Raw genomic sequence first — 23066 nt, 5'->3', positions numbered from 1 at the left:
TCAATATGCTCCTTTATTTGATAAAACTATCTTAACTGTCTTATACAAAATATAAAAATCTAACCAAAGTGACCAATTCCTAATATACCACGATACCATTTGTACCCTTTCAGAATAAGTAATATCACTACGTCCACTCACTTGCCAATAGCCTGTAATTCCTGGTTTCACCAAATAATAATCTTGAATATAAACACCAAATTTAGATATCTCATTTTCTACAATTTGTCTTGGCCCAACTAAACTCATTTCCCCTTTAAATACATTAATCAGTTGAGGTAATTCATCTAAACTAGTTTTTCTTAAAAATTTACCTATTTTAGAAATTCTGGGATCATTTTTTAACTTATAATATTTTTCCCATTCTTCTTTTGCCTCATTATTATTTTCAAGATATTTAGCAAGTACTTCACGAGAATTAACACACATAGTTCTAAATTTATAACACCAAAATTTTTTACCATTTTTCCCAATACAAACATATTTATAAAAAATAGGCTGGTTTGGTTCTTCTAAATAAATTTTACATGCAACAAAAAACATTACTGGCGAAAAAACTATAGTTGCAACTATAGATATCACAATATCAAAAATATTTTTTATATACCTATTAATAGACTTCGATAAATTGTTTTTCAAGCGCAATAACATAAGTTTTTCATTAAATAGACTTTCTACTTCGATGCCACCCATCGGAACTCCTATAAGATTGGGGATAATGCCCATACTTTTCACTAGAGGCTGCACTTTATAAATCAGTTGAGTTAATTTCTCCTGTTCCAAGCCCGGTGCAGCAATCAATACATTTTGTATACCAGTATTTTTTACAACTTCTTCTGCATCTGCAAAACCACCTAAAACAGGAATTTTTTTCAAGATACCCACTTCAACATTATTATCTTCAAGTAATCCTATTATTTTATATCCCATACCAGCATCACCACTAATACCCCGCACAAGTAATTCTGCGGTTTTACCTGCCCCGATGATCAATACAGGAATTTGTAAAAAATTAAAATACTGCAGGATTTTTTTTACTGCATAACGAAAAAAAGTCATCAAAATAAAAGCCCAAAGCCCAAATAAAGCAATAAATAATCTTGATGTGGATGCAGCAGTCTGACCTATGTATAAAACAATAATTACTGCTACAGTCCCATAAATAGATGCTTGAAATAATTTTTCTATCAACTTCCAAAATTGCATTCTGCGGCTATAAAGTTGTTCAACATTTATAAATCCTAAATATAATACCGGAAACACAATCCAAAAATTCAACCAGGAGATATGTAATGCCCTACCATTAGGTATCAATAAATTCCGTATAATGAAAGCAATCTGTTCTGCACTAACAATTGAAATATAATCCACTACAAGCAAAAGTATCGGCAGTAGAAAAGATGTATATCTATCAGCTGCCGATATTTTATATTTACTAAAATGATGCAAACCTTTCACACTCCTGAAACTATCTATACTCACAATAATAAAACTAAAGAACGCGCCCAGTACATCTTATTGTAATATATTTTATAATTTTATTTTACAATTAGGTTTATATTATTGTAACACTTTTGTTATAAAAAAGCCATATTTGAGAACCAAATAAGTGTTAAAAATACGACTTTTTGATTCCTAATCTTTGTAAAATTTTCTATAGATAAATATGTTTTATTTTTTATGTTTTCAAAAACAAAAAAGCAGTAACCTTTAAAGGTTACTGCTCTTTTGGTGCTACTATTATTATTTTATTTAAATTCTACTTTTAAATGCTGTCGTTCTACAAGCCTTTGGAATTTATATTTTGGATAACCAACCATTAATGTTCCTACTATTTTCTGCTTCGCCGGCACTTCTACCAGGTCAAGCAACGGTTGGTAGCCTGCTATACCGCAGGTTTGAATAAAGCCGGCAATAGTCGTGCCTAAGCCGATAGTCGGTGCATAAAGCTCTGCGTAGGCCCAGGATTGTTCTGCGTTACTGATACCGGTCGTATTTAATCTGCGTGCCAAAGCAAAAATCAGCATTGGCGCGTTACGGGCAATAATATCCTGACCGCGGTCGCGATAAGCACGTAACACTGTAGTAAAATACCTGCTGTTCGAACTTCCTTCTGCAATTTCCTGTTCCATCCACTGCGCTGTAGCATCAGCAATAGCTCTGATTTTTTCCTTATCACTGATAACTATATAATACATTCCCTGCGAATTGCCTGCCGTGGGTGCATACCGACATACTTCAAGCAGTTTGCGCACATCTGACTCAGTTGGCGGCTGTGGTTTGAACATGCGAACTGAGCGGCGCATACGCAAAAAATTATACGCAGTCTCAGCATCTAAAACCGGCATCGGTAATGGCAGCTGTTCTTCCAGCGGCACATATTTGTTATCCATGGCAGCGGTTGGGCAGATTGCAACACAATGGCCGCAACTCATGCAGCCCCTGTCAAAATTACATTCGGGTCCAAGCTCTCCCATAGACAAAATACAGGCCGGACATGCCTCTACACAAATACCACATTTTATACATTTATCATGATCAACCTTCAGTAAGTCCATCTTCTAACACCTCAATCTTCGAAATGAATGAATTCCAAACCGCTGAAATCAGTATAAAACTGTGCATTTTTAAAAGCTTGGGCACATAATTCTTTATCTTTATTGGCAACACCCTCAGCATTGGCTATTCCCAAATAAGCGCAGGCCGATTGTGCTGAAAATTTTTGAGCATGTTCCAATAACGCCTGCTTGTCAGCATCTGCAATAGTACCTTTATTAGGATAAACATCAGTCGCTGCCAGAATAAAAACCAGCTGTTCACCTTGCTTTGCAACTACATGCGGGATCTCACTTTTATTCGGCTGGGCAAATTCTATTTCAAAGCCTTTTTCAGTAAGATGCTGCAGCAATACCTGCAGTCCAAACTCATGAATTTCTTGAGTATTCATTAACTCAAATGGCATGAATCATTCTCCTTCGCTATATTATAGTTTCATTATATCATAAAAAAGCAATATTTCTCTAGCAATATCCCTAGTATTATTTTCACTACGATTAATATAAATACTACAAACTACACCCAAGTCAATAAAAATAAAAAGCCTGCTAAAAAAGCAGGCTCAATTTTCTGGCTCCCCGAGTAGGACTCGAACCTACAACAACTCGGTTAACAGCCGAGTGCTCTACCGATTGAGCTATCGGGGAATAAATCTTTCAACGAAGAATATTATATTACTATACGCCGCTGTTGTCAACGGTTTTCTTTAGCGTGTCAGCTTATAGATCAGAGCGTTACAAATAGCTGCAGCAACGTTACTGCCACCTTTACGGCCACGCGCAACTATATAAGGAATACCAGTTTTCATAATGATTTCTTTCGATTCAACTACATTGACAAATCCAACGGGAACACCAATAACAAGTTCCGGTTTTATCTTGCCTTCTTTTACAAGTTCATCCAGACGGACTAAAGCTGTAGGTGCATTACCAATGGCAATAATCACAGGACCTTCCACTTCGCAGGCTTTTTCCATACAGGCTGCTGCACGTGTAGAGCCAGCTTCTTTGGCTCTTTCTGCCACATCAGCGTCTGCCATAAAGCAAACTGCTTTACCGCCCAGCTTATTTAAACCCGGCTTATTTATACCTACACATGCCATATTGGTATCAGTCACTATAGTAGCGCCTTTTTTCAGCGCTTCTAAAGCTTTCTCTACTACGCCCTCCGAAAAATGCAGCGTCCGTGCATAATCAAAATCAGCAGAAGTGTGAATAACCCTTTTAATAATGCTGAGTTTCTCAGGATCAAGCCTGATCTCGCCTAATTCCTCAGCAATGATCTCCATACTGCGTTTTTCAATATCTGCCGGCAACACATTTTGTAATTCCATATTTAGTACCACCTTTCTTTAACTCACTTTTCGATTCCGACTCTTGCCGGTATTCCTTGATCAAAAGGATGCTTGCGCTTACAAATTTCTGATACATAATCTGCTAAATCCAGCAATGCTGCAGAAGGATTACGTCCAGATAAAACAACTTCCAAATTTTGAGGTTTATTTCTAAGGAATTCAAGTAATTGTTTTTCATCAAAAACACCTGTATTGCAGGCTCCTATCACTTCATCCAAAACTAATAAGCACACATCTTCCTGTTCTAATTTCGTCTTGATCTTATCAAATAGCAGCCTATGTTCCCGCAGCACTTCCCGTTTCTCGGTCTCTGTCATCTGAAAAGTAAATTTTTGAGTTTCTTTACCTCTCAAGACTTCGATATTAGGCAGCAGTTCTAAAGATTTCAGTTCGCCAGTGAGGCGGCTTTTTAAAAATTGTACGAATAATACTTTATTGCCGTGTCCAGCACAACGGATACTCAACCCAAGACAAGCGGTGGTTTTACCTTTGCCGTCGCCGCAATAAATATGAATCAACCCCTGCTGCATCTTACACACCGGCTTCCAATATCTCATAAATCTTTTTCATATCAATATTTTTGCGTACACTATCTGCTAAAATATCATATTGCTGCTTTTTATAGTCATTAAAATTGATTGTTTTTATATCATCTAACTTCATGCCTTTTTTTGCCAGCAATGCTTCTACAACGGCTTTGGCAATACCTTCGCCATCAAATACGCCATGTACATAAGTACCATAGATATTCATGACGGCACTGATATTCTGAGACCCTTCGGGACTGATCTCACCTGGTTCATGAATAGGTTTCATCTGTGTCAGTGCTTTACTGCTGTCAAAATTAGTTACACCGGAATGGATCTCATAGCCATAAAAAGGCTGACCGCTTAACGCGCTGAAAATACCTTTTACTTCACCAAAATGACCATCCACCTGAATAGTACGTTTTTTCTCAACAAAAATGGTTTCCACATCCAAAAGTCCTAATCCGGCAGTATCCCCGCCTTCTTCAACTCCATATGGATCGGAAAGATTTTTGCCCAGCATTTGGTAACCGCCGCAAACGCCAAAAATTACTGTTCCTGCATGGGCGCGTTTCATGATTTCAGCTTCTAAACCATTTTGACGCATCCATTTCAAGTCGCCGATAGTGTTTTTTGTTCCAGGAATAATGATCATATCCGGATTTTTCAGCTCAGAGACCGATTGTACATAACGCAGTGATACACCCGGAATAAGTTCAAAAACGTTGAAATCAGTATAGTTCGACATTCTGGGAATACGAATAACGGCAATATCTACAGCCTGCACCTCTGTATGCGTAGTCAAGCGTTCTGATAAACTGTCTTCATCTTCAATATCGACATGCAGCATGGGTAAAACGCCGACAACCGGCACGCCAGTTTTCTTTTCGATCATTTCCAGGCCCGGACGCAGTATCTCGACATCACCCCTAAATTTATTGACGATGATGCCCTTTACCATAGCCCGTTCCTCTTCTTCAAGCAGCATTAAAGTTCCGTAAATAGAAGCAAAAACACCGCCACGATCTATATCAGCTACCAAGAGTACCGGCGCCTGTGCCATTTTTGCCATGCCCATATTAACGATATCATGTGATTTTAAGTTGATTTCAGCAGGGCTGCCGGCACCTTCGATGACGATCACGTCATTACTTGCAGATAATTGATCATAGGCCTTCATAATATCGGGGATCAAATTTGTTTTAAATTTAAAATATTCTGCCGCTGTCATAGTCCCGATCGCTTCACCATTAACAATGACCTGGGAACCCGAATCGCTGGTAGGTTTCAGCAAAATAGGATTCATCAAAGCGCTGGGCTCGATATTGGCAGCCTCTGCCTGTACGACCTGCGCTCTGCCCATTTCGGCACCATTACGAGTAATGAATGAGTTCAAGGCCATATTTTGAGATTTAAAAGGCGCCACTTTATAGCCGTCTTGATTGAAAACACGACATAAGCCGGCCGTCACCAAACTTTTACCGGCGTTGGACATTGTTCCTTGTACCATTATCGCTTTAGCCACGCATATCACTCGCTCTCATCAAAAATGTCAGGATATCCTGATAATTATTTATTTTTACCGGTATGGCAGCAGTATTAAGTTGTGCCGCAATTACCGGTCCCACATTCTTATTATGTTTACCGCTTCGGGAACTAGTTACATGATCCCCGCAAATAACAATGCGTAAAGGTTCACGTCCATTATTGATTATCTTCTCTAAAAATTCTTTATCGATAGCACTGATAAACTCTGCTTTACCCTGATAATCATACCTGTGCGCCGCCTCATCCGCACCGTTGAAATGCGTTAAGACAAAATCATTTTCATTCAGCAATTTTAAGGTAACAGCTGCTTTAGCCGCTATGTCCGTATCTATATCTGCTGTTGCCCCTGCTATCTGAGGCGCAGTCAGCTGCAGACCTTTAGCAATACCTCTGACTATCTCAGCTTCGCAGACTGCAGCGCCCTTTAGGCCATGCAAAGCTTGAAAATCCGGCAACGATTTACGCTCTGAAGGCCCCCAGGGATAGAGCATATAGCGAATACCGCCGTGATTAAAGCGTTCCAGCTTTTTGGACGTACCTTCAATAAAATGCTTAAGTAGCAAAGATTTTTGTTTTATTTCCCTCAAAAGCAGATTTATATTTTCTCCCATGCTCTCATGTGGTGGCGGAATCACACAATTATCCAGAATCCTTCTGTCTTTATCTAAAATCAACAGATTGCGATACATGGACAGGTGCATAAATTCTATACCCTGCCAAAACTCATTGCAGGCTTTGGCCGCTTCCGCCATATCTTTTGCAGAAAGTCCCTGTCCATTAAAGGACACCAGCATATCATTTTCATCTACTGAAACCAGGTTGCAGCGCAATACCATCTCATACTCAGAAATATCACGGTCATGCGCCAGTAATTCCAAATACGCTCTGTTGGTCGGAAAATCCTGCTGCTGCACGCCAAGCAAGCGCAGAATACAACTCAAACTTTCAGGAATAAAATCATCTTCACAAATACTTACTTCACTATATGCGCCAAGTCTGATAAGTTCATCCATATTTTTATGTTCTGCATACTGGAAAGGTGCCAATCCGTTCCACTCCGGAATAGGATCATCACCTAAGCCATCAATAATTACCAATAACGAGCGCATTACGTCTAACTTCCTTTATTGCTTTAATCAAAGCCCTATTAGTATAACGTGTCTTTACTGCAATTCTATAATAAGTTGAGCCTAAATTATGATAATTATCACATTCTCTGATCAGGAAACCATACTTACGCAGGCATTCTGCCAAATTTACAGGTTTTTCTAATTTGAAAAAAACATAGTTGGCTTCAGAACCAAAAGTTTTTGCTCCCAATGCTTCCAGTTGAGCAGTAAGATACTGTCTTTCGATACGAATAAGTTCTTTACTGGCCAACAAGTAATTTTCTTCATCCAGGGCCGCTATACCGGCCGCTTGTGCCGGAACGGATACATTCCAGTCCTGGCCGTTTTCATGCAACCCCCTGATCAGCTCAGCATCAGCAGTTATACAATATCCCAAACGCAGGCCTGGCATAGCATAAGTTTTGGTAAAAGCTTTCAAGATGATAAGATTGTGATATTTTTCTAATTTAGAACTCAAAGAATAGGCTTTTTCCGTGTCAACGAAATCCATAAAACATTCATCAACAAGCAGTCTCGTCCCTGTGCGGCAGCATTTTTCTAACAGCTCCAGTAATAGATCTTTATCCATCAATTTTCCTGTCGGATTATTAGGATTACAGATCACGACCAAGTCTACTCTGCTGTTGATTTTTTTCAGCAGATCATTTTCTGCTACAAAATTGTTTTCTTCCTGCAAATCATAATAAGTAAACTTACAATCAACTGTTCGCAAAGCTTTTTCATAGTCAGCAAAAGTTGGTGCCAATAATACCGCCCGTCTGGGCTTTAATGCCAGGGCAAGTTTAAATAAAACATCGGCGGCACCATTACTTATGAAAAGCTGTTCCTTTTTTACATTTAGATACCTGGCTAATTTTTCCGTCAATTCCCTGCACAGGGGATCTGGATAATTAACACAGTTCTTGATTGAATTTTTAATAGCATCTTTTACAGACGCAGGTAACCCCAGGGGATTAACATTTGCCGAATAATCAACAAGATTTTTCCCGGAGCCTTTATTTTGTTCGCTGTAAATATCTCCGCCATGTACAGGTTTATACATATCTTCCACCCTTTAGCTTTTAACAAAAAGCTCCAGTAAATAAATTAATGCAAAAACTAAAATACTTAAAACCGCCGTCATATACATCAAATTATTAGTCTGAACGATATCTTCCGGCTCAACTGGCCTGATATCATCACCAATAGTATCCTTGGGCACCCATTTACCAAAATAAAAATGACCGCCGCCTAACTGGATATGAAGGGCACCAGCAGTTACTGATTCTGTCATTGCCGAATTAGGGCTTAAATGGTTATAACGGTCACGTTTGAAAATATGCCAGGCTTTCTTCGCGTCCAGGCTTAATAAATAGGCAGCAACGATCATGCACAAACCTGCAACACGTGCTGGTATGTAATTTGCCATATCATCTAATTTCGCCGCACAGCGGCCAAAATATAAATACTTCTCATTTTTATAACCAACCATGGAATCCATGGTATTTATTCCTTTATAAAGAAACGCCAGCGGTGCTCCGCCAATAAACATGTACAGCATGGGAGCAATAATTCCGTCGGCAGTATTTTCAGCAACAGTTTCTACTGCACCTTTGGTAACTTCTGCTTCTGTAAGCGCTTGAGTATCACGCCCCACTATCCACGAAAGTTTCATTCTGGCATCTGCCAGATCATTATTTTTTAACGCAGTATAAACCTTCATACTTTCTTCACGCAAACAGCGCGTTGCAAAAATTTGATAACACATAAAGGTTTCCATAGCAAAAGCCAACCACGGATCAATCTCTTCTGCCCAGACCAATAATAGAAATGGAATGCAGAAAGAAAAAGCAAGCACCAATACTACTAATACAGCGCCACCCACCAATAATCCCCGTGAAGTTTTCCCAAAAACACTGCGCAGCAGCTTTTCTAAAAAGCTGATTAGATTGCCGATCAAACAAATAGGATGCGGCAGCCAACGCGGATCACCAATCAGCAAGTCTAAAACAAAACCTGCTATAATGGCAAATAAAAGCATCATAATCTAAAATCCCCTTACCCAATGCTGACAGTCAAAACCATCAGCAGATCAATCCCTGTTTTTTGCAAATTTATCACAGGCACGAATGAAGTTTCGTGCAAACTCTATATTTCCCCATAAATGGATATGCGGATATCCGGCATATAATTTTTTATCAGCATGACTGCAAGCCCACTCGGAAATTCCTGAGGCTTTCACTGCTAAAAAATCATGGCCATTATTATTGCTGTCAGAATAATGAAATTCATGCCCGTTGATCTGTCCGCCTGCTTCACAAAAAATATTATCATGTTCAGCAGTCAATGTTATATAACCAAAACGGTTAAGCTTGGGTGTCATAAAGGTTTCACCGCTTATAGCGCCTGCCCACTCATAAACTTCACCCTCAGCAGCCTTGAAATGCTCCAAAAGATACATAAAGCCGCCGCATTCAGCAAAACAGGGCTTACCTATTTTTAAAGCCGTTTTGATACTTGCACGCATCGATATATTATCAGACAGCTGTTTTGCATAAAGTTCCGGATAACCTCCGCCTAAAATTATGCCGTCACATTCAGGCAATTCTTTATCAACAAGCGGGCTAAACGGTATAAGTTCCGCACCAAACTCTTGTAATAAATCAAGCGCATCCTGATAATAAAAGCAGAAAGCTTTATCCTGTGCTATCGCTATTTTCACTTTAGCTACACTTGTAATCGTCTGTTCTTCATAAACAAGTTTTTCCGCACTGTTAGCAATGCCCAGTAAGGCATCAATATCAATAGTTTTAGATGCCTGTTCTGCTAATCTGCCAATGATTTCCTGCAGATCTCCGATTTCCTCAGCCGTTATCAAACCCAAATGTCTGCTTTCAAAATTACAGTTTTCCATATGGGGCAGGTAGCCAACCAGTTTAACGCCCGTTTCCAATTCAATTACTTCTTTGTAGAACTTATAACTCATAGCAGTGACATTATTGAGTATAGCGCCTTTCACATTGGCATCAGGTCTGAATGTCTTAAACCCTTTGATAACAGCAGCCAAAGACAAGGCTGCGCCTTTGCCATTAACGACCAGAATAACCGGCGTTTTCGTTGTGCGGGCTAAGTCGTAAGCGCTATACTGCTCTGTTTTACCCATACCGTCATAAAAACCCATAGCGCCTTCAAGAACAGCTATATCGCAGTCACTCGCATTTTTAGCCAGTAAATACTTTGTCGTTTCCCGTCCCAGCATAAATAGATCCAGATTACGCGATTTTGCCCCGATCACACGCGAATGAAACATCGGGTCTATATAATCAGGACCAGATTTAAAAGCAGCTACTTTATACGCCTGATCAAGTAACGCTTTTAATAATGCACACACTATAGTTGTCTTACCACTGCCACTGTTAGGAGCAGCGATCATAAAACGCGGCACGAACATTTCAGCCATTTTACTCACCTTTTTTCAGCGCAGTCATTACATAAACAGGGTTTTGAGCCATCATTAAATTGTAGGCTCCCAATTTTTTACCACGAGCTGCAAAAACATTAACTATCTCTAATTCATACTCAGAATGAGTTTTATAATATTCAACAACTTCTATCAGTGTTTCGACGGTAATTGCATTGATAACGACGCGGCATTCAGAGTTTTTTGTATAAATAATATCCAGCATTCTGCACAAATTACCCCCGCTGCCACCAATAAATACGCAATCAGGAGCTGGCATATCAATAATTTGTTTGGAAGCCTCACCAGCAATAATATCTAGATTAGCAACAGCAAACAGCGCTTTGTTCTGCTCAAGTAATTCCAATGCCAGAGGATTACGTTCAAATGCCCATACATGCCCCATTTTAGCCTGCAAAGCCAATTCTATAGAACAAGAACCTGTACCTGCACCAATATCATAAATTTTATCAGTAACTTTTGGCATTAATTTTGAAAGCGAAACAGCTCTTACCTCTTGTTTCGTCATCGGCACCTTACTGCGCATAAAAAGATCGTCATTCAAACCATGCACAGTATGTTCAAAGCTATTAGCTTGCTTATTCAAAATCATCATTACAGACAATGAAGGAAATTGCAATTTACTGATTTCTGCTGCTGTACCGCAAGTGATTTTTTCTTCAGGATAAGAAAGATTCTCACCGACATAGACTTCTACATCTGCCATACCGTGTTCACAAAGTTTCTGGCAAAGCTGATTAGGTGAATGCTCTCCGCCGGTAAGCGAAAATACTTTGCTGTTTTGTGCTACAGCGGCAATGAGATTCTGGTTCCGGCCATGCATACTGACAATTTTAGCATCGTCCCAGGACATAGCCAATTGCTGCGCAAAATAAACCAGACTGCTGATACCGCAATACCTGCGACACTCACAATCAGTAAGTTTACCGGTAATGGTCTTGGCCAAACTGAAAAAACCTACATCGCCAGAGACTAACACTGCTACAACGTCTTTTTCGGCATCAGCTTTTTGGCATATTTCAGCAATTTCTGACGTTTTTATGGTGTCAAAAAGACGTTTCCCTGTACCAAAAGCAGCAAGCATCCTTTTGTCGCCTATCAAAATATTACTTTCTTCAATAGCCCGGCGTGCCTGATTCGTTAAAAGATCCGGGTTGCCTGGTCCAATGCCGACGATATTTACACGTAACATATTTAATCTCCTTTTATGTTTCACTCACGATATCCATAACGGTCTTTCAATAATTTTACGATCTCACTGTAGCCTGTTCCCTGCTCCAGACCATTACGGGCTATAACTATCAGTTCAGCACCTGCTTTAGCAGCCGCCCGGGCTTTCTCTTCAAAGCCGCCAACACTGCCGGAGTCTTTTGTGACTAAATATCTGGTATTATACCTTTTCATCATCTCAATATTAAGCAATTCAGAAAAAGGCCCTTGCATACAAATGATATTAGCCGGCTTATAGCCCAACTCCAGCGCTTTATTCAACGAATCCGGCATCGGCAGAATCCTCAAAGCGATCCGATCTTTATAATCAGGAACAGAAGTAAACTCCTGCAGGGTTTTGCTGCCGGTAGTCAGGAAGATATTGCCTTCAGTATGGCCCAACAGCTCAACCGCTTCATTAAAATCCTGAACCGTGATACAGTTTTCATGCTCATCTGCAACAGGCCGCACCAGCCTCAGATATTTACAGTTACTTTCCTCACAGGCTTTTTGCACTGTTGCCGTAACTATTGTCGCATAGGGATGCGTTGCATCGATAACATAGTCCGGTCTTTTGGTTGCAATAAAGTTTTTCATTGCGGCTAAGTCCATACGTTCCGCCATAACATGAAGCTCTGGCTGCGGCTCGATCAGGCTTGCACCATAATCAGTCGCTACCGAAACATACAGAATTATATCAAGTTCAGCCATAAACCTGATCAGACTACGGCCTTCACTGGTTCCGCCGATGAGCCAAACTACAGGTTTCATTACAGTTTATAACCTCTCGGAGTTACTAATTTGCCATTAATAACCTCTGTCTGCGAATTACCGATAATAACGGTAGAAAACATATCTACTTCTTTATCGCGCAATTCACGTAAAGTGGTGATTTCATAATTTTCACCCTCACGGCCAATATTGCGCACAATACCCGCCGGAACATCCGCACGCTGATTTTTCAGCATGATATCGCAGGCCTTTTGCAGGTAATCATGACGTTTAAAGCTTGAGGGATTATACAAACAAATACAGAAATCAGCCTGGGAAGCACAATCCAGACGCTTTTCAATTTTTTCCCAGGGAGTGAGCAGATCGCTCAAAGAAATCAGACAAAAATCGCTGATAAGCGGTGCGCCTAAAACAGCAGCACCGGAACAAGCCGCTGTAATACCGGGAACAACTTCAATTTCCAGTTCAGGATGCTCTGCCGCTACCTGATACATAATACCCGCCATACCATAAACGCCGGCATCGCCGCTGGAAATCATCGCTACAGTTTTACCTTTTAATGCTTCTTCTATAGCAAGCTTACAGCGGTCTACCTCTTTGCGCATGCCAGTAGTCAAAAATTCCTTGCCTGCAAAATCATTCTTTATAAGATCGATATATACATGATAACCTGCGATAACGTCACAGCTTGCCAAAGTAGCTTTTGCCCTCTGGGTCATTTGTTCAATACCGCCTGGTCCAAGACCGACAACATAAACTTTTTGCGTCATAGTTATTCTCCTTCAAAAATATATTCAAGATAATTTTTCAAAATCAAGTACGATATCAGCTTCGGCAATAGCCAAGGTCACGCCGTTCAAACTGCATTTAGGTAAAACTATCCTGCCGTTTCCAGCAGCCAGCACTGCAGAACGCTCGCAGACATTACTGACACCCACAACTGATCTGACAAAATCGGAACTGCTGAATTCTCCTGCTGCATTTTGCAATTCTTCTGCAGTAAAAAATTTGCTCTTCCAGCCATATTTCGCTGCAAAAGCCAGCAAGCCTTCTTCATCCTTCTTCAAATCCACAGACGCCACACCGGCAATAGTCCGCAGATCTATACTCAGTTCTTCAAGTTTAGATAAAACTAAAGTTTCTATAGCTTCTAACGATGTCCCCCGGCGACAGCCAATTCCCAAATAAAGGTTCTGCGGCCAAAGCTGCACTGTTACGTCAAAAGGCTTCCAGTTCCTGTCTTTAGTAACAGCCATACCTATCTGCCCTTTATCCTTAATGACCATTTGCCTGGGTAAGCCACTGATAATTGGATAATCCGCAACCAATCCAACTTCCTGTCCATCAACTAAAGCAGCAGCAAAATCCTTAGCCGCCTTCATACTGTTAATGATCATATTATTGCGGGCTGCCCATTCGTCTACAGCAAACAGCTTATTCACATCTGTAGCCGTAGTGACCACAGGAGTGGCCTTTATTGCTTCTGCTAATGCTTTCGCAAAGCAATTAGCGCCACCGATATGGCCTGATAATAATGGTACAACGAAATTTCCACCTTCATCTATGGACAATACCGCCGGGTCAACTGCTTTGTTTTTTATATATGGCGCAATCGTACGTACGGCAATGCCTACCGCACCGACAAATACGATCAGCTGACACTCCTTAAACGCATCCTCACAAGCTTTATTGTGATCTGACATCACTTCTAAAAGCGCATCTTCTTCAGCAAATTTTGGCATTGTAAAACAGCATACTGCCAAATTAAGCTTTTGCAGCTCTTTGCCAATATTTACGCTTAACCTGGCTCCGCGTCTTGTGAAGGAGTATACTGCAGCCTTCATTTTATTTTACCTCTGGCTTTAAATCCAATTTGCTGGGATCAGCTGCACGATACCCATGGGCAAAAGTAGGATTATAAAGCTCGCTGCGGTCATAAATATTACCTAAAAAGTTACCAACAGTGATCAAAGCTGTTTTAGTAATGTTATGTTCTTTGGCCGTTTCTGCTAAAGTACCTACTGTACAACGGCATACTTTTTCGTCAGGCCAGGAAGCTTTATAAACAATTGCCGCCGGGGTATCAGCAGTATAACCACCGGAAATCAATTCCTTCTGCAGCTTTTCCAGCATACCGCTGGAAAGGAAAATGACCATTGTAGCCTTATGTGCTGCATAATCAGCAATTTTTTGCTTATTAGGTACCGGCGTCCGTCCTTCCATGCGGGTAATAATAACCGACTGGCTGACATTCGGCAAAGTATATTCTGCATCCAGGCAGGCAGCAGCCGCACAAAACGAACTTACGCCCGGAACAATTTCAAAGTCAAGGTTGTAACTGCGCAAAAGATCTATCTGTTCACGATGAGCACCATAAACACTCGGATCACCAGTATGCAAACGCACAACCAGCTTGCCGGCCTGAGCAGCAGGAACCATGGCTGCAATAACCTCTTCCAAAGTCATTTTGGCACTGTCCATGATAACACATTCCGGTTTGGCATATTTCAAAAGCTCCGGATTTACCAGAGAACCGGCATAAATAATAAGATCGGCCTTTTCCAAAAGGTCTTTACCTTTAACAGTGATCAAATCAGCGGCACCAGGGCCTGCACCAATAAAATAAATCATTATTTGTCAAACTCCTTTTCCTTAACCAAAATTACAGAAAAATAGCTGCTGTCAGGATCGATCTCATTAAGATCACGATATACCTTTTCACCAGGTAAACCACAACGTTCAACCATAGCGGCATTTTTAATCAATCCGCGTTCTTTCAATTCGTCACGTACGCGGGCGATTTCGCTGGCAGATTTCATCAAAACCTTATTGCCAGGTCCATCAAGGAATTTGGATGCTTCTTTATAACTGCCAGGCAGCACGATAAGTGGTTCTGCCCTTTCACATAAGGATACGTTCAATTTTGCTGCAACCGCACAAATGGAAGTTACACCGGCAACCAGTTCCGCCTCATAACCAGCTTTTAAAACAAGCTTATGCACATAAATGCAGGTTGCATATACTGTAGGACAGCCAAGAGTAATAAAAACAACATTTTTGCCTTCATCCAGCAATTTTATTACAGCATCGGCGCCTTCCTGATGAGCTTTATCCATAACTGCCATATCTTTTGTCATCGGCATATAAATAATCAGCTGTTCCTTTTTATCCAGATCAACTACCTGATTGACAATATTTTTAGCAGTCATGACATCGGTATCACCTTTAGGCAAAGCAACAACGTCACATTCTTTGAGCAGACGTACCGCTTTTAAAGTTAATAATTCCGGATCCCCCGGTCCGATACCTACACTGTACAATTTACCTCTCATGTTTTTCATCCTTCCTGTTTGTCCTTTAAATGTAATTTAATTAATTCATCAGCAGCTGCTGTTTTACCTAAAATACCATATACATTAGAAAACATCAGCGCCGCTGTTTTTATTTTACCATGCACGCGATGCTGCATGTAAAAATCAATACGTTCAGTTACTTTATTTATTACTTCCTCAAAAATCTTCTCGCGCTGCAATACCTTCACCACTTCGTCAGTCGTAGGGCAAGCAATAATTTCTTTGCCAACTTCCACTTCAGCACCGGCAAACATTGCCAAAAGAGCCATCAATTCTGTACGACAATCAGCATACTTGGAATGGGTATTCATCACACCCTGTCCTAATTTTACTAATTTACCTGAATGGCCTATCAGCAGTAAGGTCTCAAAACCTTTGTAAACCGCATAGTCTAAAAGTTCGCCAACAAAATTACTGCAGGTCACCGCATCATCAATATTAAGACCCAATACATCACGGGTAAAATCCTCACCATAATTTCCAAAAAAAACCAGCAGATTTTTATTTCCGGCAGCTGCCTGTGCGTCAAGTTCCACATACATCGTTTCTACCAGAGCTTTTTCACTCATTGGCTCAACGATACCACTGGTACCTAAAATGGAAATACCACCTAAAATACCCAGACGCGGGTTAAACGTTTTCCTGGCAATTTCAACACCTTCAGGAGCAGAAATCGTAACCTGCAATCCCTGGTCATAGCCTGCTTCCTTCATTACTTTTTCAAGTTCGCAAGTTATCATTTTACGCGGCGTAGGATTAATAGCAGGGCCATCAACAGCACAGGCCAAGCCAGGTTTAGTAACATGGCCAATACCAATACCGCCAAGTAACTTGATCTCTTTTCCTGTTACTTTTTCCACAGTGGCATAAATCAATATTCCGTTCGTATCGTCAGGATCATCGCCGCTATCTTTACGAATAGCACATGTTGCACTCGTTTCAGTAATAACTGCCTCTTCCGGTTCCAAATCGAGTACAATGCCTTTCGGGGTATCTATCTGAACAAAATCAACTCGTTTACCAGTCAGAAGCATCATTGCAGCAGCTTTGGCTGCAGCTGTTGCACAACTTCCTGTAGTATAACCACATCGCAAACGCTTCCCTTGAGAAATCTGATATTCTTCCATACATCCCCCTTTCTGCTCAGTCATATTGCTAAACACAGCCTGTCATCTAGTATTTTTTACTAATAATCAGAAAAGACTCCTGCCGTTTCCGACAGAAGTCATAAAGATACAAACACACACTTACCCTGCTGGGTGAAGTTTACTTTCCATCTCCATCACTCGTGGATACAGCTTTAGCACATAGGCAGGCACCTGACTTAAACGCCTCAGCGTTATTACAGTGGCGGGACCGTGTCGGATTTACACCGATCTTGCCATTTACGCCCTCACGGGCACCTAATAATATCAAATTACATATTATTATAGCATAAAATCCACAAAAAACCAATGGAGATTCTTATTAAGTTTTAAATTATCGTAACCTAAAAGTAATAGGTACATATGTATAGCAACGTATTTTTTGACCAACACCATTTTTAGCACCGCTAAAGCGCCAGCTGTAGCATGCATCGACAGCAGCCGCATCTAACGCCGCATTCCCTGAAGATTCTGCCACTACTACAGATTCAACTTCGCCTTCGTAACCTACCAGGATACGCACTGTAGTCGTACCTTCAATACTGGCACTTCTGGCACTGCCCGGATAATTTGGCTGACGGCTTCTTACCAGGCGGGGAGGAATAGCAGGATTTGCTGATGGGTCGCCTCCGGCATAACCGCCGCCTTCACCAGTTCCTATTCCCGCGCCAGTACCGTCGCCTATACCCGTTCCAACTCCGGAACCATGTCCACCACCACTGCCACTTCCGCTTCCCGATCCTGAACCGCTTCCATAACCACTGCCCTGTCCAGTACCATAACCGCCGCCGCTGCCTGTATTTTCTTTTACCTCAGCACCAGCAATATTTTTACTTTGCTGAACAGCCCGCTCCACAGGCGCGGGATCATGGGGGGCAACCTGCTGCTGTTCGTATACCTGTTCCCTGCGGGTAGTTTTTTCTATTATATCATCAGAATTTATTGGATCAGCTTTCTGTGCTTCCTGTTTTTGCATAGAGTTTTGTTGCTTATTTTGCAACGCGGCAGCCTTCGCCGCAGCTAAATCTGCTGCCGTAGCGTCGGCAGGCTTCACGCCGCCACCGCCGCCACCACCGCCACCGCCGCCACCGCCAAAAACTGCAATCTCAACGATTTTATCATCTACCTGATTGGCAGCAAAAAGACCGGCAAACGCCAAAACAAGAAACACAAACAAATGAAAACCCAATGAACCAATAAACCCTATTTGGAATCTCTTTTTGGAGTCATCCATTATTCACCAGCTCCTACATCTGTTGCTAAGCCAAACCTTTGAACACCTGCACCCTTTAATCTATCCAGCAAAGTTATTACCTTACCATAATCCGCGTCTTTATCCGCACGAATAACGATCGAAAACCGGGGATTATTTTTCTGTTCCATTTTTGCCTGCATCGTTAAACTGGCAATATCAGTCTGTTTATCTCCAAGCCAGATACTGCCGTCTTTTTTTACAGAAACCGCAAACGTAGTCTGAGTATCAACTGCTGAATATTCGGCTTTAGGCAGCTTTATAGGAATTGTTTTTAAATCAACCATATACATCGTGCTGAGCATAAAAAACACCAGTAAAAAGAACATTATATCGATCATAGGTATGATCATTAATTCAGGTTGTTTAAGGCTTCTGCTATCACGCAGCTTCATTAGAGTTCACCTCTGCTTTCAGCCTCCAGCAAAGCCGAAAAGCACTGTTCCATATTTGTAATGGAAGTATCCAAACGCTGGGCGAAATAAGAATGCGCACATAATGCTAAAATAGCCACACATAAACCGGTAGCAGTCGCAATCAAAGCCTCACCAATACCACCGGTAATTGCCATCGGCTGTCCTTCCTGCAAATTGAAAATGCTGAAAGAACCAATCATACCAATAATTGTTCCCAATAATCCAAGCAACGGAGACATTGTAACAATAACACCCAAATAATGCAGTCGATTACGAAGCTTAGCGATCACAAGGCCAGCCTGGGATTCCATATAAGCAGAATGCCTTGCGCAATCTCCAGACATAGCCATAGTTTCCCGAACTATGCGCGCGCACTCACCTGCAGACTCTGACGCAAGCTGTAGAGCTCCTGCTACATCGCCTTGACCAAGTAAAGTACAAAATTCCTGAGTAAATAACGAACCAGAATCAGCAGTTTTATAATATAAATACCGCTCTATAGCTATAGTAACCACTATTATTGAACACAATAACAGTGGCCACATTACCAAACCGCCTTTATGAAAATACTCAATTGCTTCCTTGATTGCTTCCATCAAAATTGCCTCCTAAAATTTTTATATTAATATTAATAATACCAAATTTAATCAAGTTTGCCAATGCTAACCCGGCAAACAAATTCAAATTTAAAGATTTATTCTGATTTTATTTCCAAAAAATAATAACCTTTCCATGCAAGACAGAAAGGTTAGGCCTACTTTGTACTACCTGTTCCTGTCACTCGCTGGATTACAGTAGAAAAATCCAGGCAGTTCTTCTGACTCTGCTTCATCGCTCCCCTCGCCTTCCCAGTTTCCCAGTGGCACTAAGTGAGGTTTGCTCAACATTACAGCGGCGTGACCGTATTGGCTTCTAACCAATTTTTCTATTAAGTATTCACACCTGGATTTCCGCTTATTAAGTTTTGTTACTGATTGGAATTATATCACGTTAGATTAACATTTGCAATAAAAACCACTATATTTCAAAATAAAATACTCTAAAACCATCCTGCTATTCTTCTTTTTTCATTTGCAGCAAATGGCAGGCATAGGCAAAAAATATACTAAAATATACCAGCATGATAACTAGCCAATACCACTCGACCGGCATTTTGTTTGCAGCTGCTCTTAAAGCACTGCTGGCTGGCGTCAATGGTAAAATACTTAAAAATCCCTTCAATACTGCTGGAAACCCGTCCGCTTTAAAAAATGTGCCGCATAAAAAAGACATCGGCACCAAAACATAAGTACTGAAACTGCTCATCTCTTCATGGCTATTAATCGTCATAGCTGCCACTACTGCCAAAGATGCAAAAACAAAACAGTTAAGAATGAGTACCGGAATGAACCAGCCTCCCAAATATAAGTGTACGCCCAATAATTCGGCCATAACAACTATAACTGCTGAAGAAATCAATCCACGCACTGTTCCGGATAAGACTTTGCCAAAAACAAATGCAGCTCCTGAAATCGGAGAAATCAGATATGTTTCCAAAGTATGATGATAAATACGCGACATATTCAGCGGAGCTGCGATCGTATTAAAAGAAACATTCATAGAATTAAGAGCGATCATACCTGGAATAAGAAAGCTCAAATAACTGCCGCCATCTACAGACACATTTCTTCCCAAGCCTATTCCAAAAGCAAAAATATACAAAAAAGGCGTAATCATCCGTGAGCATAAAAATTTAAAAAATATCTTTTTGAATACTACCCAATCGCGCCAGAAAACGGTATAGACGTCATAAAAAAAATTACTGGTCATTTACTCGCCTCCCCGTTAATTCAATAAACACATCTTCTAAATTTGCTTCACGCACTATTGCATTCGTCTTCAGCACTGTTACATAAGCTGCAGCCTGTTCTCGGTCGTCAAAAAATTTATTAGTCATACCATCTGCTTCCATATGTTCAACAACGATCCTGCCAACTTTTTCCTTCAGCTTCTCCGGCTTGTCAATAGCTACAAGACGTCCTTTATTCATAATAGCCACACGTTTGCATAACTGGTCAGCTTCTTCGATATAGTGAGTAGTCAAAAGCACGGTCATACCATCTTCGTTCATTTTCCGAATCAAATCCCACATCTTACGCCGCACTTGCGGATCCAAACCAACAGTAGGTTCATCTAAAAATAAAATTTTAGGTTGATGTAAAAGTGCCATGCCAATCATCAAACGCCGCTTCATTCCGCCCGAATATCTTCTGGATTTATCGTCAGCTCTGTCTTTCAGTTCTACAAATTCTAAAATTTCATCTATCCGCCGCTCCATCACAGCTTTATTTTTCAAATGATGCAGTCTGGCCTGTAAAATCAGATTTTCCCGGCCTGTAAGATCCTGATCCAAACTCATATGCTGCGGCACAACGCCGATGAGTTCTTGAATTTTCTCCGTATCTTTTTCAATATCATAGCCGCATATCTTCACAGTTCCTGAATTTTTCCTGGAAAGCAACGTTAATATCCTGACAGTAGTAGTCTTTCCGGCTCCATTCGGACCTAAAAGGCCAAATATCTCACCGCTTTTGATTTCCATGTCGATGCCTGCTACCGCAATCCGGTCACCAAAACGTTTAGTTAAATTTTCTATGTTAATCATCAAATCACCTATTTGTCATCAGTCTGTTTTTGAGCATTATATAGATTATAATACAGACCGCCTCTTAACATCAAGGCCGAATGTGTTCCAATCTCCGCAACTTCACCATTATTCAAGACTATTATTTTATCAGCATTTTTTATTGTTGACATACGATGAGCAATAATAAGTGTAGTTCTATTCTCGGCCAATCTATCCAATGACTCCTGAATCAACTTTTCCGTGTGATTGTCTAAAGAAGAAGTTGCTTCGTCTAAAATTACGATGGGAGGATTCTTCAAAAATACTCGAGCAATAGCAAGGCGCTGTTTTTGCCCACCTGAAAGTTTTACTCCTCGTTCACCAATTTCAGTATCATACTTATCTGGAAGTTCCTCAATAAATCTATCAGCAGCGGCCAGTCTGGCAGCCATCTCTACTTCGCTTTGCGCTGCTTCTGGTTTTGCATATGCAATATTATGAATTACAGAATCTGAAAACAAAAAAACATCCTGCTGTACTATCCCTATATTACGGCGTAATTCCTGCTGTTTGTAGCGGCGTATATCAATCCCGTCAATCAAAATATGACCGCTGAGAGGCTCATAAAACCTTAGCAAGAGGCTTGCTATCGTTGTCTTTCCTGCACCTGTTTCACCAACAAATGCCACAGTCTGGCCTGGTGCTATTTTTAAATTGAAGCCTTTAATTACTTTTTTCTGATCAGAATAACCAAAGACCAAATTATCAAATTCTATCTCACCCTGTATTGCTTCACAAACAACAGTATTTTCCTGATCAACAATCTCCGGCTGCATTTCCATAATTTCGTAAAATCGTTGGAACCCGGCCATTCCCCGCTGATACATTTCTGTAAAGACTGTCAGGCGTAAAAGCGGTTTCATAAATAAATTGACATACAACAAAAATGCGACAAAATCGCTTAACGACAGTTTATCTTTAGCTATCAACAGTCCACCGCAGGCCAGAATGAGCAGATTTGTAACATTAGTAAAAAAATTTACGCTCCCTGAAAAATATGCCAGTATTTTATAAGACCTGCGCCGTGTTTCCAAAAAATCCAGACTTTTTTCCATAAACCGTTCCAACTCATATTCCTCTTGAGCAAATGCCTTGACTAAACGTATTCCGCCTAAACTTTCTTCGGCTCTGGCCGTTATTTCACCGCTTTTTATCCTATTCTCTCTAAAAGCAGCCTTCATTTTTTTATTTACATACACAGTATGCAGCGTTTTCGTAATCAATAAAACAGCGATCAAAATTCCCAGATAAATATTCATCCAAAACAAAATACCAATTGTGCCGATCATAGTAATACAACAGACAATTACATCATTCGGCCCTCTGAAAGACAGTTCACCTATTTCAGTTATATCACTAGTTAATCTTGATAAAAGCTGCCCTGTTTTGGCATTGTCAAAATACCTGAAAGACATTTGCTGTAAATGCTCAAATAAATCACGACGCATATCATTCTCTATTTTAGCACTCATTAAATGTCCATAATAGTTAACAACATACAGCAGGCCATAATTACCAAGATATAAAATAAATAATATCCCTGTATCATGCAGCAATCTTACAGTATTTTTTTGCGGCAGGACTTCGTTTAATATTTGCCGCACCAGCATCGGAAAGATCAAATCCAGTAACGCGGCAACAAGGGAGCCAATCACCACACCATAAAGTATAGATTTATACGGTTTATAATAATGTAAAAAATTATGAATCATGAAATAC

23 protein-coding genes, 1 tRNA gene and 2 riboswitches are annotated in these 23066 nt (G+C 40.6%); all 24 genes read right to left on the bottom strand.

The window, feature by feature from the left end:
• The 24 genes from wbaP to Q4G98_RS00295 all read right to left on the bottom strand — a co-directional run bounded on the left by wbaP (nt 1) and on the right by Q4G98_RS00295 (nt 23059).
• Entirely contained in the window at nt 1-1449 is a 1449-nt protein-coding gene (gene wbaP / locus Q4G98_RS00410; protein WP_298564655.1) for an undecaprenyl-phosphate galactose phosphotransferase WbaP, read from the bottom strand.
• Between the two features lie 299 nt (nt 1450-1748).
• Nucleotides 1749-2558 carry a nitroreductase family protein gene (locus Q4G98_RS00405; protein WP_298564657.1) on the bottom strand — a complete coding sequence of 270 codons (810 nt, stop codon included), beginning with the start codon at nt 2556-2558 and terminating at the stop codon, nt 1749-1751.
• Between the two features lie 11 nt (nt 2559-2569).
• Nucleotides 2570-2962: a hypothetical protein gene (locus Q4G98_RS00400; RefSeq protein ID WP_298564659.1), complete on the bottom strand. Its 393-nt coding sequence runs from the start codon at nt 2960-2962 to the stop codon at nt 2570-2572.
• A gap of 165 nt (nt 2963-3127) precedes the next feature.
• Nucleotides 3128-3203, bottom strand: a tRNA-Asn gene (locus Q4G98_RS00395).
• A gap of 59 nt (nt 3204-3262) precedes the next feature.
• Nucleotides 3263-3889 carry a precorrin-8X methylmutase gene (locus tag Q4G98_RS00390; protein ID WP_298564012.1) on the bottom strand — a complete coding sequence of 209 codons (627 nt, stop codon included), beginning with the start codon at nt 3887-3889 and terminating at the stop codon, nt 3263-3265.
• 23 nt (nt 3890-3912) lie between these two features.
• Entirely contained in the window at nt 3913-4440 is a 528-nt protein-coding gene (locus Q4G98_RS00385) for a cob(I)yrinic acid a,c-diamide adenosyltransferase (protein WP_298564009.1), read from the bottom strand.
• A 1-nt stretch (nt 4441) separates the two neighbouring features.
• Nucleotides 4442-5962, bottom strand: a complete 1521-nt coding sequence (locus tag Q4G98_RS00380) for a cobyric acid synthase (protein WP_298564007.1) — start codon at nt 5960-5962, stop codon at nt 4442-4444.
• Nucleotides 5955-7094, bottom strand: a complete 1140-nt coding sequence (locus Q4G98_RS00375) for a hypothetical protein (protein WP_298564005.1) — start codon at nt 7092-7094, stop codon at nt 5955-5957. The genes Q4G98_RS00380 and Q4G98_RS00375 overlap by 8 nt, the downstream gene beginning before the upstream one ends.
• On the bottom strand, nt 7069-8157 hold the full coding sequence (gene cobD / locus Q4G98_RS00370) for a threonine-phosphate decarboxylase CobD (protein WP_298564003.1): 1089 nt from the start codon (nt 8155-8157) through the stop codon (nt 7069-7071). Before cobD ends, Q4G98_RS00375 begins: the two co-directional genes overlap by 26 nt.
• Before the next feature lie 12 nt (nt 8158-8169).
• The gene (gene cbiB / locus Q4G98_RS00365; protein WP_298564000.1) at nt 8170-9138 is read right to left on the bottom strand and encodes an adenosylcobinamide-phosphate synthase CbiB; all 969 of its coding nucleotides are present in this window, start codon (nt 9136-9138) and stop codon (nt 8170-8172) included.
• 48 nt (nt 9139-9186) lie between these two features.
• A complete protein-coding gene (locus tag Q4G98_RS00360) occupies nt 9187-10554 on the bottom strand; it encodes a cobyrinate a,c-diamide synthase (RefSeq protein WP_298563998.1) in 1368 nt (455 codons plus the stop codon).
• 1 nt (nt 10555) lies between these two features.
• Nucleotides 10556-11791 (bottom strand): precorrin-6y C5,15-methyltransferase (decarboxylating) subunit CbiE, encoded by a 1236-nt coding sequence (gene cbiE / locus Q4G98_RS00355; protein ID WP_298563994.1) that lies wholly within the window; start codon nt 11789-11791, stop codon nt 10556-10558.
• The gene (gene cobK / locus Q4G98_RS00350) at nt 11788-12555 is read right to left on the bottom strand and encodes a precorrin-6A reductase (RefSeq protein WP_298563991.1); all 768 of its coding nucleotides are present in this window, start codon (nt 12553-12555) and stop codon (nt 11788-11790) included. Before cobK ends, cbiE begins: the two co-directional genes overlap by 4 nt.
• Nucleotides 12555-13286: a precorrin-3B C(17)-methyltransferase gene (cobJ, locus tag Q4G98_RS00345; RefSeq protein WP_298563989.1), complete on the bottom strand. Its 732-nt coding sequence runs from the start codon at nt 13284-13286 to the stop codon at nt 12555-12557. The genes cobK and cobJ overlap by 1 nt, the downstream gene beginning before the upstream one ends.
• A gap of 24 nt (nt 13287-13310) precedes the next feature.
• Nucleotides 13311-14360, bottom strand: a complete 1050-nt coding sequence (locus tag Q4G98_RS00340; RefSeq protein ID WP_298563986.1) for a cobalt-precorrin 5A hydrolase — start codon at nt 14358-14360, stop codon at nt 13311-13313.
• Nucleotide 14361: 1 nt separating this feature from the next.
• Nucleotides 14362-15147 carry a precorrin-4 C(11)-methyltransferase gene (gene cobM / locus Q4G98_RS00335; RefSeq protein ID WP_293547315.1) on the bottom strand — a complete coding sequence of 262 codons (786 nt, stop codon included), beginning with the start codon at nt 15145-15147 and terminating at the stop codon, nt 14362-14364.
• A complete protein-coding gene (cobI, locus tag Q4G98_RS00330; protein WP_298563980.1) occupies nt 15147-15848 on the bottom strand; it encodes a precorrin-2 C(20)-methyltransferase in 702 nt (233 codons plus the stop codon). The genes cobM and cobI overlap by 1 nt, the downstream gene beginning before the upstream one ends.
• Nucleotides 15849-15853: 5 nt before the next feature.
• Entirely contained in the window at nt 15854-16996 is a 1143-nt protein-coding gene (gene cbiD, locus Q4G98_RS00325) for a cobalt-precorrin-5B (C(1))-methyltransferase CbiD (RefSeq protein ID WP_298563977.1), read from the bottom strand.
• Between the two features lie 165 nt (nt 16997-17161).
• Nucleotides 17162-17291: riboswitch (cobalamin riboswitch) on the bottom strand.
• A gap of 57 nt (nt 17292-17348) precedes the next feature.
• Nucleotides 17349-18248: a TonB family protein gene (locus tag Q4G98_RS00320; RefSeq protein WP_301961794.1), complete on the bottom strand. Its 900-nt coding sequence runs from the start codon at nt 18246-18248 to the stop codon at nt 17349-17351.
• On the bottom strand, nt 18248-18661 hold the full coding sequence (locus Q4G98_RS00315) for a biopolymer transporter ExbD (RefSeq protein ID WP_293718101.1): 414 nt from the start codon (nt 18659-18661) through the stop codon (nt 18248-18250). The genes Q4G98_RS00320 and Q4G98_RS00315 overlap by 1 nt, the downstream gene beginning before the upstream one ends.
• Entirely contained in the window at nt 18661-19278 is a 618-nt protein-coding gene (locus Q4G98_RS00310) for a MotA/TolQ/ExbB proton channel family protein (protein WP_293718099.1), read from the bottom strand. Before Q4G98_RS00310 ends, Q4G98_RS00315 begins: the two co-directional genes overlap by 1 nt.
• A 193-nt stretch (nt 19279-19471) precedes the next feature.
• Nucleotides 19472-19643: riboswitch (cobalamin riboswitch) on the bottom strand.
• 92 nt (nt 19644-19735) lie between these two features.
• The gene (locus Q4G98_RS00305) at nt 19736-20491 is read right to left on the bottom strand and encodes an ABC transporter permease (RefSeq protein ID WP_301961793.1); all 756 of its coding nucleotides are present in this window, start codon (nt 20489-20491) and stop codon (nt 19736-19738) included.
• A complete protein-coding gene (locus Q4G98_RS00300; protein ID WP_298563971.1) occupies nt 20481-21326 on the bottom strand; it encodes an ABC transporter ATP-binding protein in 846 nt (281 codons plus the stop codon). Before Q4G98_RS00300 ends, Q4G98_RS00305 begins: the two co-directional genes overlap by 11 nt.
• Before the next feature lie 8 nt (nt 21327-21334).
• Nucleotides 21335-23059: an ABC transporter ATP-binding protein gene (locus tag Q4G98_RS00295; protein ID WP_298563968.1), complete on the bottom strand. Its 1725-nt coding sequence runs from the start codon at nt 23057-23059 to the stop codon at nt 21335-21337.
• Nucleotides 23060-23066 lie beyond the last annotated feature (7 nt).

This window comes from uncultured Phascolarctobacterium sp. (assembly GCF_958349595.1).
GTDB lineage: Bacteria > Bacillota > Negativicutes > Acidaminococcales > Acidaminococcaceae > Phascolarctobacterium.
This window is presented reverse-complemented; position numbering and strand designations above follow the sequence as displayed.